Here is a 12,721-nt window from a genome sequence, read left to right on the forward strand (position 1 = left end):
ACGGTCTGGCTGTCTGCCACTGCGGAGCGGGGTCGGAGGCGGGTGAGGACGTGTGCTTCGTCAAGTTCGGTGCCGTACGCCCTGGCCCGGACGCCGCGGACCGGTTCGAACGACTGCTGAACGCGTGCGAGCAGCTGGCCACCGAGAAGGGACTGGGACAACTGGACGCCGGAATGAGCCTGGCCCGCCAGGATGCCTACCGGCGCATGGTCGACCGCGGTTTCCGTACCTGGCTGCAAGGCGTGACCATGCACAAGCCCAACGAACCTGGCTACAGCCACCCAGACGCCTACGTGATCGACGACTGGCGCTGAGTCCACCGCCATACCCGGCTTCGGGGAAGACCCGATGCCGTCAGGAGAGACTGACACCAGGACTCCACGCTGAACGACCTGCCGCTGACCGCCCGTCACCGTTCCTACTGACCACGTCGGCATTACGCAGGGATCACGAGACGTCAGCCCCTACAACACCACGCTTTGAAGGTCAGTAGACACGTTCAACGAGTGCTCCCCGCGCCCGCGGGGATGGTTCCCCGGGCTTGTACGTGGGCTCCGGACTCGGCATGTGCTCCCCGCCCCGCGGGGATAGTCCCGTGATCGCCGCGCCGAACGCGTCGATCAGCACATGTTCCCCCGCCGCGGGGATGGTCCCATCTCCTCCATGGCGGCCTTGGCTGTCACGTAGTGCTCCCCCCCCCCGCACACGAGGGGATGGTCTCAGGTCGACCGCGATGAGGTCCTCGTGGCGGAAGTGCTCCCTGCACCCGCGGGGTTTGCCCCACCTCCTGACGGGTGGCGCGCGCATGCTTGTCTAGGTCTCGCACACTCGGGGTTGGCCCGAACGACGTCCCGCATGCTCCTCGCACCCGCGGGAATGTTCGCGGCACCCCAAGCAGCGTCGGCAGCCGTGGCAGTGCTCCCCGGATCCCCGCGGGGATGTTCCCATCATCCCGCTGCCCGTCGACACGTGGATGCCGCGCTCCCCGTACCAGTGGGGATAGTCCCGCCACAATGTTCGCGATCGCCAGGGCCATATTCGGTGGGATTGCTCAGGCCACCGGTCGCGCTGTGGCTATGGTGCAGTGCTCCTAGGGCGCGTGTCGAAAGTGGATCTTGGTCGGGCGATGATCTTGTTTCGTGGCGCGTGGAGATCTGACGGACGAGCAATGGGCCCAGTTGGAGCTGCTGTTGCCGAGGGGCAAGAAGCCCGGCCGGCCGCCGGTGTGGACGCGGCGGCAGCTGATCGACGGCATACGGTTCCGGGTCCGTACCGGCATCCCCTGGCGGGACATGCCCGCCGAGTACGGGCCGTGGGGCCGGGCATACGACCTGTTCCGCCGCTGGCAGCGGGACGGCACCTGGCAGCGCATCTTCACCCAGCTCCAGGCTCGGGCCGATGCGAAGGACCTGATCACCTGGGATCTCAACATCGACTCCACCGTCTGCCGGGCCCACCAGCACGCCGCCGGAGCGAGGAAAAGGGGGACCTACAGAAGGAACCGCCCGGCGGTGTCGTCACCGAGCCCGACGACCATGGCCTCGGTCGCTCACGCGGCCGCCTGACCACCAAGCTGCACCTGGCCGTCGAGCAGGGCCAGAAGCCCATGTCCGTCGTGATCACCGCAGGGCAGCGCGGGGACTCTCCGCAGTTCGAGGTCGTCCTCGGCCGCGTCAGGGTGCCCCGGCTGGGGACGGGAAGACCGCGCACCCGCCCCCGGCGGGTGCGCGCTGATAGGGCGTACGCTTCCCGAAAGAACCGTGCCTACCTGCGCCGACGCGGCATCCGCTGCACCATCCCAGATAAAGCTGACCAGGCCCGCAACCGGAAGAACTCGGCCCCCGCGGCGGCCGCCCGCCGAAGTTCGACCCGGAGGACTACAAGGCTCGGCACGCAGTCGAGTGCGGCATCAACCGCCTCAAGAGGCACCGGGCTGTGGCCACGAGGTACGACAAGCTCGCGGTCCGCTACGAGGCTACCGTCCTCGTATCCGCCCTCAACGAGTGGCTGTGACCAGCACATTCGATAGACGCCCCAGGAACACCAAGAAGGTCACCTGAACTTCGATGGCCCTGTTCATCAGGGGAAAGCCATCGTCGCTGTCGCCTGTCGGTGAAACTACTGATGATCTTCGCGTGATGTCGCGCCCCGGTTGCCCTTCGCTGCAGGTCAGGGCGTGTGCTCCAGCGGCATCACGCGGCGAAACTCAGTAACGGCCCAGGGAGCGATTACCAGTGACGGCTGGTTGGTCAGGGCTACGAGACGTTGAGCGGCAGATCTCGGTGGAAGACGGCCATAGCCTGGCCGGGGCCGTTGTAGTCATCGACGATCTTCGTGTTGAAGCCTAGGCTGCGGTGGAAGGAGATTGAGCCGGTGTTCTCGATTGACGTGATCGCCTTCAACTGCCGTGCACCGTGACGTTCCGCTGCTTCGGCGAACGCCGTATACAGACGACGCCCAAGACCGGTGCCACGGGCGTCGTCCCGCGTGGCGATCAGATGCACGTACCCGGTGCCGTCTGGGGTGACGAACCCGAAGATGTACCCACGGACTCCGTCCTCGGCTCGGGCAACCAAGCAGGTGGAACCGAACTCTTGCACCAGTGCAAGAAGGTGCAACGACCGAAGGTCGCGTTCGCCCCAGTAACGGGGGTGATCAGTCAAGACCTGATGGAAGTCGGCCACCCCGGCCGTTGCGATGTGTATCCCCATGGTGACGATCATGGCAGGTGCCTTGGCCGTTACGGGCGAAGGGTCTGCAGGGAGACATCGAGCCGTGGCCACCAGGCACGACGAACTCGCGGTCCGCTACGAGGCTACCGTCCATGTGACTCGGTGGGTTGCTGCCTGAGATGGGGCCAGGGTGGTGAAGGTTCGAGTGCTGCTGGCCGTGGCTGCGGACGACACGACCTGCGGTACAGGTCAGTCCGCCGCAGACTCGGCCTCTGGCAGCGCCGGATAGTCGGTCGGGTAGAGCCCGGCAGCGAAGCCGTACACCACATCGCCTCCGCGGGGCAGTTGCGCGTAGTCGTTGGCAAGCTCCAGCACCCGCGCCCAGAACTCGCGGGCCTGCTCCCGCGGGATCCGCACATGCCGCACGATCGAGGAGAGCTGATCCGCCTGATGTGCGGAGGCCGACTCGGCCGCGGCCGTGGCGAGATCGTTGTTGCAGTAGGGTCCCTCGGCCCCGTCTGTGGGGCTGACCGTGCCGACGCGGAAGATGCGCGCGGTGCGGCCGTAGTAGCGCTCATCAATGGCCCGCACCCGGCGGGTCCGCACGACTTTCAGCAGCTGGGCATCCACCAGGACGCTCACGTGGTGCGCGACCGTGCTCTTGGGGCGGCCGAGTGCAGCGGCCAGTTCGCTCACCGTCGCGGCGCGTTCGAGGAGCAGCTCAAGGACGGCGTTGCGCAGTGGGTTGGCCAGCGCGCGGAGCTGGGCCGGGGCTGTCACATCTGTGACGTCGGAGACGTCGTAGTCGGGGAGACGGGGATTGTTCGACACTCTTCGATTATTCTAAACTTCCGGATCATTCGCTACCCACACTCAAGGGGTTTGGGCATGACAGAGGTCGTACTGTTCCATCACTCGCAGGGACTGACGCCCGGAGTCGCCGCTTTCGCCGACGAACTCCGCGCTGTCGGCCACACCGTCCACACGCCCGACCTCTTCGACGGACGCACCTTCGACTCCCTCGAAGAGGGCCAGGGCTACGTCGAGCAGCTCGGCTTCGGCGAGATCACCGAGCGCGGCGTCCGCGCGGCCGAACTCCTGCCGCAGGACGCCGTTTACGCTGGCTTCTCACTCGGTGTGCTGCCCGCCCAGAAGCTGGCGCAGACGCGGGCGGGCGCGCGGGGCGCGCTCCTGTTCCACGCCTGCATCCCCGTGTCGGAGTTCGGCGCGGCATGGCCTGACGGCGTGCTGGTGCAGGTGCATGCGAAGGAAGCCGATCCGTTCTTCGCCGAGGACATCGACGCCGCCTGCGCGCTCGTCTCCGACTGCGCTGATGCGGAGATGTTCCTGTACCCCGGAGACCAGCACCTGTTCGCGGACAATTCGCTGCCGTCCTACGACCCGGACGCTGCCAAGCTCCTGACCCAGCGGGCGATCGAGTTCCTCAGCTCGCGCTAGGTTGTTGGCGGGTTCTGCGCAGTGCCAGAGGCGCAGAGCTGCGACGGTCGAGGTGGCGTAAAAGACATACGCCCTCTTGTCGAATCGCGTGGCCACCGCCCGGTTCGCCTTCAATCGGTTGATCAGCCGCTCAACTTCGTTTCTGCGGCCGTAGCATGCCGCATCGAAGCCGGTGGGCCTGCCGCCGCTGCTGCCACGGCGCAGGCGGTGGGCCCGCTGATCAAGGCGTTCGGGGATGGTGTGCTTGATCTGCCGACGCCGCAGATAACGGCGGTTGCGGCGCGACGAGTACGCTTTGTCGCCACTGAGATGGTCCGGCCGGGTGCGGGGACGGCCGCCGTCCAGCCGAGGCACGCGAAGGCGGTCGAGAACCGGGAGCATCTGTGGGGCATCGCCCCACTGACCGGGGGTGACCAGCATGGCAAGAGGCCGAAGACCGCCCTCACCTGCCAAGTGAGTCTTCGTTGTCAGGCCCCCGCGCGAACGGCCCAGCGCCTCATCGGGGCGGTGCTGAGCGGGCCGGGTGCGCTTGCCCGTTTTCCGCGGCGCCTGCTTGCGTGCGCCGGCGGCGTGTTGATGAGCACGGCACACTGTGGAGTCCACACTCACCATGGACCAGTCGATCCGGCCATCCGCGTCGGCATCGGCCTGGACGGCCCGGACGATCCTCTCCCAAGTGCCGTCCGCGGACCACCGCCGGTGCCGGTCGTAACAGGTCTGCCAGCTCCCGAACCTCCTTGGAAGGTCCCTCCACGGGATGCCGGTCCGTATGCGGAACAAGATCCCATCGATGATCTTCCGGTGTTCCTTCCAGCGTCCGCCCCGACCGGTGTTCTTCGGCAAGTGCGGCTCCAGCTGGGCCCATTCAAAGTCAGTCACATCACCTCGCCCCACGCAGTGCTGAACGATCGGCGGTCCAGCTCGCCACTGACCTATCGGACCTAGGGCGGTAGTGGGTGTCTCGGGTACCGGTGGAAATGGGTGCTGGGCCCGATGGTGATGCCGCAAGGCTGTGTGTGACAGTGGCATGGACCTTATGTGTCGGTTCCCCGAGAGGAGGAGCCATGACGCAGCCCGGCACCGATCCGCTGCACGAATGCGCGGCGCAGACGCGGCGAAGCGATCATCCGTTCGCTCGCGGTCCGGAGACCAGGACGCCCGCGTCGGCCACGCGAATTCCGGCGACGGCGTGGCCTTCAGCTGCCCGTATGCCCGCCGGTCAGGGCGAACCCCTCAACGATCAAGAACCACGGCTCCCGTGTCTGTTCTGTCAGGCGTTACGGGAAGGTAGCTTGGTGGAGAAGGCCCTGCGAGGAGGGCGGTTTGATGCCGTGGTTCATATGGCTGCTCGCCGCCGGGGTGCTGGGTGCCGCGGAGTTCTTCACCCTGACGCTTGCCTTCGGGTTGCTGGCGGGCGCCGCGCTGGTGGCCGCTGTGGTCGCCGGTGTGGGCATCGGCGTTCTCGGCCAGCTCGTCGCCTTCGGGGTAGCAGCGGCAGCAGGTCTCGTCATCGTCCGTCCTGTCGCTCTGCGGCACATGGCACAGCAACCCCTCACACGCGAGGGCAGTGATGCGCTGATCGGCAAGCGGGCCGAGGTCATGCAGGAGGTCACCGCAACCCACGGCCTGATCAAACTCTCCGGCGAGGAGTGGTCCGCCCGCGCCCTCGACGAGAGCCTGGTGATTCCGGTGGGAGCGCTGGTGGATGTCATGGAGATCGAAGGCGCCACGGCCATCGTCTACCCCCGCGAGCTTCTTCCATGAACGGCTGAACACACAGCAACGGAGGCACTGTGGAACCAGTTGTCATCCTCACTCTTGTGGCGGCCATCGTCGTCGTCTTTCTGGTGGCCTCCACCGTGCGGATCGTCCCGCAGGCACGCCGCTACAACATCGAGCGGTTCGGCCGATATCGCCGGACGCTACAGCCCGGCCTGAACTTCGTCGTGCCGGTGGCGGACCGCATCAACACCAAACTCGACGTGCGCGAGCAGGTCTATTCCTCCGACCCCAGGCCGGTGATCACCGAGGACAACCTCGTGGTGAACATCGACACCGTGCTCTACTACCAGATCACCGACCCGAGGGCGGCGGCCTACGAGGTCGCCGACTACCTGCATGCGATCGATCAGCTCACCGTGACTACGTTGCGTAACGTCATCGGCAGCATGGACCTGGAGGAGACGCTCACCTCGCGTGAGGAGATCAACTCCAGGCTCCGCGCCGTCCTCGACGACGCCACCGGCAAGTGGGGCATCCGGGTCAACCGCGTGGAGATCAAGGCCATCGATCCACCGCACACGATCAAGGAAGCGATGGAGAAGCAGATGCGGGCCGAGCGTGACAAGCGCGCGGCCATCCTGCACGCCGAAGGGGAGCGGCAAGCCAAGATCCTGACCGCGGAAGGCACGAAGCAGAAGGACATCCTGGAGGCACAGGGCACGCAGCAAGCCATGATCCTTCGGGCGGACGGCGAGGCAAAGGCGGTGGAGCTCGTCTTCCAGGCCGTCCATCGCAACAATGCCGACCCGAAGGTCCTGGCCTACAAGTATCTGGAGACGCTCCCGCACTTGGCGAGCAGCGACAACAACACGTTCTGGGTGATCCCGGGGGAGCTGACCGAGGCGGTGCGGACCGTCACCCGTGCGTTCGGTGATCAGGCCACGGCGGGTGCTCCCACACCCCCGCAACCCGCGGAGGCAGGCACTGCCGACGCAGCGTCGCCTGAGAGCCTGGTTCCGGAGCTCGGTGCGGGCTCGACGGTGTCGCTCGACGCGGCGGCGGCTGCTGACGAGGCCGAGAAGCAGGCCGCCGCCGCGGTGAGCGATGCCAAGGCGGAGGCCGAGGCCGCGATGTCGTCCCAGGTGCCGCGCCGGGGGCAGACGTCCGGCGATTGAGCCCGCCCTCGGGCTGTCGCCAGGACCGCCGTGACGCGACTGGGCGGCGGCGACAGACACCAAGGGCGAGGACTCGCTGCGGCGCGCCGCCGACCTGCCGGCCTTCGCCCTCCTGGCTCGCCCGGCAGCCCCCTGATTCATTCGGTCCTGCTGCGCCGCCTGACCGCTATGCGCCAGGCCAGATACACGGCGCTCACCGGCGACAACACGATCAGCACCGTCAGTGTGAAGGCGCTGGACATGGGGTGCAGTTCCGTATCACGACGCCACGCCGCCCTGCGCCGAAGAACCCTCGGCAGGTTCCGGGCGAAGCCGACGACGCCACCGAAGTAGACGGCGAGGGCAGCGAGCAGCAGGTGATGGGGCTTCTTGGAAACGACCCGTGTTGCTCGTTGCCTCACTTGATCCAGTTCTCAACGACCCGGGAGGGTTGGTAGGTATCACGCCCCCCACAAACCGGTGCCGCGAGGCTGGTCAGGTGCAGCCCGTGTTCGCGGCCCTGCTCAAGGCTGCACGAGACTCTGCCGGGCAGCCTTACTCCTCTGCCGCGGGAATGGCCGACCGCGCCGCGTAGCGGCTGCGCATCGCGTCGCTGGCTGCGGGGCCCGCGGTGAAGACGTAGGCGGCGCTGTCGTCGAGTGGGCGGCCGGTCTTGGCGTCGACGACGACTGGCTCGACTTCCTCGCCGCTGTGCGCGTCGACGAGGATCATGCTGCGCTCCGTCGGCGTGAGGCGGGAGTTGCCCCACGCGGCCAGGGCGACGATCACCGGGCGCAGGGAGCGCCCGAGTTCGGTCAGTACGTACTCGTGCCGGACGGGGCTGGTCTGGTAGGGCCGGCGCTCCATCAGACCGTCCGCGACCAGGGTCTTCAGCCGGGTGGTGAGCATGCTGGAGGAGATGCCCAGGTTCTCCTGGAACTGGTCGAAGCGGGTGTAGCCGTCGAAGGCGTCGTGGAGGATCAGCAGCGTCCACCACTCGCCGACGTGCTCCACCGTCGTGGACAGCGGGCACTCCCGGTCCTCCAGCCTGATCCGGCTTGCCACGGCGACCATCTCCTCAGTTACTGCTAAAGTCGAAGTTAGTAGCTTCTATTTTAGCAGTCGAGGCGAGAGTGGCGCCTCGTATGCCCGCGCCCGGAAACGGAAGACATCGTGACCACATCCATCAGCGAATCCCTCGAAGACCGGCGCGCTCTGGTCACCGGCGGCACCAAGGGCACCGGAGCCGCCATCGCGCGACGCCTTGCCCAGGCCGGTGCGACCGTGCTCGTCACAGCCCGCAGCCGCCCCCACGACGTGGAGGAGAAGACCTTCATCGCCGCCGACCTTTCCTCCGCCGAAGGCGCCGCCCACGTGGCCGCCGAGGTGGACGCCCGCGCGGGAGGCGTCGACATCCTGGTCAACACCCTCGGCGGTTCCGAGGCGCCGGCCGGAGGGTTCGCGGCGCTGGGTGATGACGACTGGGCCAGGGAGCTGAACACGAATCTGCTGGCCGCCGTCCGCCTGGACCGCGCACTCCTCCCGCACATGATCGCCCTGGGCAAGGGTGCGATCGTGCACGTCACTTCGATCCAGCGCCGCATGCCGCTGTGGAACGGAACCCTGGCCTACGCCGCCGCCAAAGCCGCCCTGACCACCTACAGCAAAGGACTGGCCAACGAGGTCGCCCCTCACGGCGTCCGCGTCAACACCGTCTCACCCGGCTTCGTCCAGACCTCCGCTGCCGACGACCTCGTCGCCCGGATCGCCCACGACGCCGGCATCACCCAGGAAGCGGCACTGGGCCGGCTCATGGACTCCCTGGGAGGCATCCCGCTCGGCCGCCCCAACCAACCCGAGGAAGTCGCCGAACTCGTCGCCTTTCTCGTCTCCGACCGCGCCTCGGCCATCGTCGGCGCCGAACACGTCATCGACGGCGGCACCACACCCACCATCTGAACCCGCCACCACCATCAGGAGGGTCATGCACGACAACCAGCCCCGGACCATCACCCCGCACGACCTGCCCGAGGTGATCACCCGCTACCTCAGAGCGCACCGCTCCCACGAAACCGCCACCGCGGTCACGGCGTTCACCGACGACGCCACAGTGATCGACGACGGCAACACGTACCAAGGCACCGCCGCGATCGAGCGGTGGCTGGACCGATCCGCCACCGAATTCACCTACACCATCCACCTCACCGGCGCCCAGCAGAGCGACACGGCCCACTACATCGCCACACACCACCTTGAAGGCAACTTCCCCGGCGGCACCATCGATCTCCGCTATCGGTTCACGCTGCGCGACGACCTCATCGAACACCTCGCCATCGAACCCTGAGCCCGCTCCCGCACCACCTGTTCCCGCCTACGAGAGAGATCCAGCCCTCAAGTTCGGCATCCACCGCGGATCAGCTTGGACGCCTGAGGAATCGAGGCGAGCAAGTCCGGGGCCATCCTCAGCGCAGGGTGAGGAGATTCAAAGATCCCCATCAGCAGGACCGTGTCCTGCTCCGTCAGCGCCGCCCAGCCGTCCTCACTCATGGCCGGCCGACCGCATCCTGATCGTCCACCGCTTCATTTGCTTCCGCAGGCGACGTTTGAGATCACCCCAGGAGCCCGAGCCGTTCCGGCCCGAGCCTGCGCCAGCCTTTGTGGGAGGCAAGCAACGCACGCTGACCGGGCCGAACCCGGTCGATCGCGGTAAGAAGGGCAGCAAGCTGCACGTGTTGTCCGAGGCCCAGGGCATGCCCCTGGCCGTCGCGGTGTCCGGTGCGAACACCCGGCGGAGTCTCCTCAACCGCCAGGAGTCCCGGCTGTGCGCCCACCTACAGGCGAACCGCAGCCTCCGCGGGGACGGCCTAGTAGGGGAAGCGGTGCCGGTCCGTGTGGCTGATGAGCCCACCAAAGAGACACGCTCTGGGTCGTGTCCGCAATGTCAGGGCAGCCGGAGTCGTAGGCAGGCGAGGGTGAGTAGGGCTTGGTAATGGCGGGCGCGTTTGTCGTAGCGGGTGGCCAGGGCTTTGTTGTGTTTGAGCCGGTTGAAGTAGCGTTCGACGACGTTGCGGCGTCGGTAGGCCGCTCGGTCCAGTCGGCACCGGCTCTCGCCTCGCCGGATGCGACCGTTGATCTGGTCGATGCGTTCCGGGATTGCCGCTTTGATGCCCCGACTGCGCAGGTAGCTGCGGATCTTCGTGGACGAGTAGCCCTTGTCTGCCGCGACCTGCGCGGGGCGGGTGCGAGGACGGCCGGGCCCGCACCGCTCGATGCGGATGCGGGCCATCACCGCCTCGAACTGGTGCAGTCGTTGACGTTCCCGGCCGTCAGGGTGAAGGCCAGGGGCCTGCCCTTCCGTCGCAGGCGAGGTGGATCTTCGTGGTCAGTCCCCCGCGGGAGTGGCCGATCGCCTCGCCCGGCCACTCCTGCCCCCCCTTTTTCGCGCTCCGGCCGCGTGTTGGTGGGCGCGCACGGTGGTCGAGTCGATGCGCACGGTGGTCCAGTCGACCGCACCGACGGCATCGGAGTGCTGCTGGACATGGGCCAGCAGGCGATCCCAGGTACCGTCGGCGGATTATCGGCGGAAGCGTTCGTAGAGCGTCTTCCACGGCCCGTAGCGTTCGGGCAGGCCGCTCCGGTGGACGCTTTCACAGGATGCCGTTGAGGACCTGCCGCCGGTCACGGACCGGGCGGCCCATCCGAGGCGGAGCCAGCAGCGGCTCAATGACCGCCCATGCCTGATCAATCAGCTCATGACGACGCGCCACGAACAGACCAGCGCGACAACCGGTTTGCGGACACGGCCTGGGCATACGGTCAACGACCAGAGCATGGAGGTTTCCCTCATGGCCGTCACTGCACGCTCCAACCACATTTAGTTCGCGCCGCTGTGCGCAACTTCGTAAGATCTCCGGCGCGAGGCGGTACCGCAATGGCCGAGTGCTCGCCCTGGAACTTCGGAGAATCCCATGCGCCGTCCTCTCGTGCTCACCGCTGCCGCCGCGCTGCTGTGCGCCGGCTGTTCCACGGCCGACGCCGGAAGCCGTGACAAGCCGACGGCCGCGTCACCGTCCTCCACATCGTCGTCCGGCCCCCGCTCCGCCGTTCGAGCGGCCGTCTCGGCTCTCCGCGAGGACAGCGCCGGGTTCCGCCAGGAGGCCGAACTGGAGGGTGAGGGCCAGGTGTACGGCCTCACCATCACCGGCGGCTTCGACTTTGCCGCGGACAGGGGTCACCTGGCGGTCGACCTCCCCGGCGGCGCCATCGACCACAGCGACCAGGTCTTCGCGGACGGCAAGATTTACATCAGCGGCGTCCAGGGGATCGGCGAGGATGCCTGGGGGGTCATGCCCCGGGACAAGGCGCAGGCCCATTACCTGCTGCGGGCCCCGCTCAACGACCCCGAGCACGTCCTGCAGCAGATCGCCGCAATGCGCAAGATCTCCCGGGAGGGCGAGGAGAACGTTCAGGGGGTACGCGCAGTGCGCTACCGCGGCATCCTCGACCATCGGACTGTCACTCTGCGCATGACCCCGGATGTCCGCACGAAGACGGACCAAGCCCGCGACGCCCTGGGCAGCGACCTCCCGGTCTTCGCGGACGCATGGGTCGACGGCCGGGGGCGCCTGGTGCAGACCCGCATGAGTGTCAACATGTCCGGTGCGCGGGTGACGTTGACCATGGCCCTGTCGGACATCGGTGAGCCGGTCCGCGTGACGGTTCCGCGGGCTGCGGACACGATCCCCGTCACCGAGGTCGGCGGCATCCTGAACGGCTGAGCCGGACGGCCGCTCCTGCGATCGCCCTCACCCCACTCGCGATCGACGCCGGCGACGAGCTCACCGAGTATCAGGCAGGTGTCCTGTGGGCCGCGATCAAGGAGTTCGAGCACGTCGCGATCGCCTACGGCACCGCGATGGCTGCCCAGGGCACGCCACTCAAGCTCGCTGTGAAGGCGGCGATGCTGGTGTTTCGGTAGAACCTCTCCGCGTGCACGCGCGCCGCGGTGGCCGGAGCCTGATTGCGTGGACTTCCCCGTCGATGTGGCGCTCGCCGAGCTCGTCCCGACGCTGCCGGTCGGGACGGGCTGGCGGTACGAGATGAAACTCGACGGCCACCGGACCGTCGTCTGGCGGGAGAAGGACACCGTCCGACTGCAGGCCCGCTCCGGGCGGGACGTCCCCGCCGTGTGGATGGACCTGGCCCTCGCGGCACCTCGACTTGCTGCCGCCAGGAGTCGTTCTGGACGGCGTTATGCGACCTGTGGGGGTGTCTCAGCCCCAAGGTGTCTCAGGCGGCGCAGCTCCCATAGACGAGGCGAGACGAGGCGAGACGAGACGTGACGGGCGTCGCGGACACGTGCCGCAGCGGCCGCTCAGAGGTGGCCGTCCAGGAACTTCCGTACCTCGGCGACGGTCATAGGCCCCGTGCCGTGCGCCACCGCCTCTCCCTCCTTCAGCAGGACGTAGGACGGGGCTCCGGTGATCCCGTATCGCTCGGTTGCGGCCGGACAACGCGTGATGTCGGCGCGGACGACCGTCAGGCGGCCCGTGTAGTCGTCGGCGATGCCACCCACGACGAGGTCCATCACCCGGCAGGGCTCGATTGCCTTGGGCCATGTCCCGGTGAAGTATGCGAGGACCGGAACTCCGCTCATCCCGAGGATGAAATTGAACTCCGCGTCCTCACGGGGTCGGTGAACCCGCTTCGCCATGG

At 67.4% G+C, this 12,721-nt stretch carries 12 protein-coding genes and 4 pseudogenes; 9 read left to right on the top strand and 7 right to left on the bottom strand.

Annotated elements, in window-relative coordinates; all coding sequences use genetic code 11:
• Both BLU79_RS45360 and BLU79_RS45365 read left to right on the top strand, forming a co-directional pair.
• Window positions 1–314: hypothetical protein (locus BLU79_RS45360; protein WP_218137845.1), on the top strand; the 314-nt coding region annotated here is incomplete at its 5' end.
• An 825-nt stretch (window positions 315–1,139) separates the two neighbouring features.
• Window positions 1,140–2,013: pseudogene (locus BLU79_RS45365) on the top strand (IS5 family transposase).
• 242 nt (window positions 2,014–2,255) lie between these two features.
• Here BLU79_RS45365 and BLU79_RS45370 read toward each other — a convergent pair.
• Entirely contained in the window at window positions 2,256–2,723 is a 468-nt protein-coding gene (locus BLU79_RS45370; protein WP_093911925.1) for a GNAT family N-acetyltransferase, read from the bottom strand.
• Window positions 2,724–2,921: 198 nt separating this feature from the next.
• A complete protein-coding gene (locus BLU79_RS45375) occupies window positions 2,922–3,503 on the bottom strand; it encodes an ArsR/SmtB family transcription factor (RefSeq protein ID WP_093911926.1) in 582 nt (193 codons plus the stop codon).
• 57 nt (window positions 3,504–3,560) lie between these two features.
• On the opposite strand from BLU79_RS45375, the gene BLU79_RS45380 reads away from it, so the two are divergent.
• A complete protein-coding gene (locus BLU79_RS45380) occupies window positions 3,561–4,130 on the top strand; it encodes a dienelactone hydrolase family protein (protein ID WP_093911927.1) in 570 nt (189 codons plus the stop codon).
• A 24-nt stretch (window positions 4,131–4,154) separates the two neighbouring features.
• Here the strand turns inward: BLU79_RS45380 and BLU79_RS45385 are convergent.
• A pseudogene (locus tag BLU79_RS45385) lies at window positions 4,155–5,024 on the bottom strand (IS5 family transposase); the annotation flags it as partial.
• A 432-nt stretch (window positions 5,025–5,456) separates the two neighbouring features.
• Here BLU79_RS45385 and BLU79_RS45390 point away from each other — a divergent pair.
• Together BLU79_RS45390 and BLU79_RS45395 are read left to right on the top strand one after the other, a co-directional pair.
• A complete protein-coding gene (locus BLU79_RS45390) occupies window positions 5,457–5,894 on the top strand; it encodes an NfeD family protein (protein WP_093911928.1) in 438 nt (145 codons plus the stop codon).
• A gap of 29 nt (window positions 5,895–5,923) precedes the next feature.
• The gene (locus BLU79_RS45395) at window positions 5,924–7,027 is read left to right on the top strand and encodes an SPFH domain-containing protein (protein WP_093911929.1); all 1,104 of its coding nucleotides are present in this window, start codon (window positions 5,924–5,926) and stop codon (window positions 7,025–7,027) included.
• A gap of 137 nt (window positions 7,028–7,164) precedes the next feature.
• On the opposite strand, the gene BLU79_RS47975 is transcribed toward BLU79_RS45395, so the two are convergent.
• Complete coding sequence (locus BLU79_RS47975) at window positions 7,165–7,428, bottom strand: hypothetical protein (protein ID WP_143052598.1); 264 nt, start codon at window positions 7,426–7,428, stop codon at window positions 7,165–7,167.
• Window positions 7,429–7,561: 133 nt separating this feature from the next.
• Entirely contained in the window at window positions 7,562–8,080 is a 519-nt protein-coding gene (locus tag BLU79_RS45400) for a winged helix-turn-helix transcriptional regulator (protein ID WP_177001453.1), read from the bottom strand.
• A 99-nt stretch (window positions 8,081–8,179) separates the two neighbouring features.
• Between BLU79_RS45400 and BLU79_RS45405 the strand changes: the two genes are divergently transcribed.
• From BLU79_RS45405 to BLU79_RS49625, 3 genes and pseudogenes are all read left to right on the top strand, one after another.
• A complete protein-coding gene (locus tag BLU79_RS45405) occupies window positions 8,180–8,965 on the top strand; it encodes an SDR family oxidoreductase (RefSeq protein ID WP_093911930.1) in 786 nt (261 codons plus the stop codon).
• 25 nt (window positions 8,966–8,990) lie between these two features.
• Window positions 8,991–9,350: a nuclear transport factor 2 family protein gene (locus BLU79_RS45410; protein ID WP_093911931.1), complete on the top strand. Its 360-nt coding sequence runs from the start codon at window positions 8,991–8,993 to the stop codon at window positions 9,348–9,350.
• Between the two features lie 322 nt (window positions 9,351–9,672).
• Window positions 9,673–9,804 (top strand): annotated as a pseudogene (locus tag BLU79_RS49625) (IS5/IS1182 family transposase); the annotation flags it as partial.
• 143 nt (window positions 9,805–9,947) lie between these two features.
• Here BLU79_RS49625 and BLU79_RS45420 read toward each other — a convergent pair.
• A pseudogene (locus tag BLU79_RS45420) lies at window positions 9,948–10,818 on the bottom strand (IS5 family transposase).
• A gap of 156 nt (window positions 10,819–10,974) precedes the next feature.
• Here BLU79_RS45420 and BLU79_RS45425 point away from each other — a divergent pair.
• Window positions 10,975–11,784 carry an SCO4651 family lipoprotein gene (locus tag BLU79_RS45425; protein ID WP_093911933.1) on the top strand — a complete coding sequence of 270 codons (810 nt, stop codon included), beginning with the start codon at window positions 10,975–10,977 and terminating at the stop codon, window positions 11,782–11,784.
• A 596-nt stretch (window positions 11,785–12,380) separates the two neighbouring features.
• Here the strand turns inward: BLU79_RS45425 and BLU79_RS45430 are convergent.
• Window positions 12,381–12,719, bottom strand: coding sequence for a thioredoxin family protein (locus BLU79_RS45430; RefSeq protein ID WP_093911934.1), 339 nt, complete (start codon window positions 12,717–12,719; stop codon window positions 12,381–12,383).
• Window positions 12,720–12,721 lie beyond the last annotated feature (2 nt).

The organism is Streptomyces sp. cf386, assembly GCF_900103585.1.
GTDB lineage: Bacteria > Actinomycetota > Actinomycetes > Streptomycetales > Streptomycetaceae > Streptomyces.

What these genes read in the sequence shown, in the direction of transcription:
- BLU79_RS45425 (WP_093911933.1), top strand. Translation starts at nt 10,975, where the DNA reads ATGCGCCGTCCTCTCGTGCTCACCGCTGCCGCCGCGCTGCTGTGCGCC.
- BLU79_RS45380 (WP_093911927.1), top strand. Translation starts at nt 3,561, where the DNA reads ATGACAGAGGTCGTACTGTTCCATCACTCGCAGGGACTGACGCCCGGA.
- BLU79_RS45370 (WP_093911925.1), bottom strand. Translation starts at nt 2,723, where the DNA reads ATGATCGTCACCATGGGGATACACATCGCAACGGCCGGGGTGGCCGAC.
- BLU79_RS45390 (WP_093911928.1), top strand. Translation starts at nt 5,457, where the DNA reads ATGCCGTGGTTCATATGGCTGCTCGCCGCCGGGGTGCTGGGTGCCGCG.
- BLU79_RS45400 (WP_177001453.1), bottom strand. Translation starts at nt 8,080, where the DNA reads ATGGTCGCCGTGGCAAGCCGGATCAGGCTGGAGGACCGGGAGTGCCCG.
- BLU79_RS45430 (WP_093911934.1), bottom strand. Translation starts at nt 12,719, where the DNA reads ATGGCGAAGCGGGTTCACCGACCCCGTGAGGACGCGGAGTTCAATTTC.
- BLU79_RS45410 (WP_093911931.1), top strand. Translation starts at nt 8,991, where the DNA reads ATGCACGACAACCAGCCCCGGACCATCACCCCGCACGACCTGCCCGAG.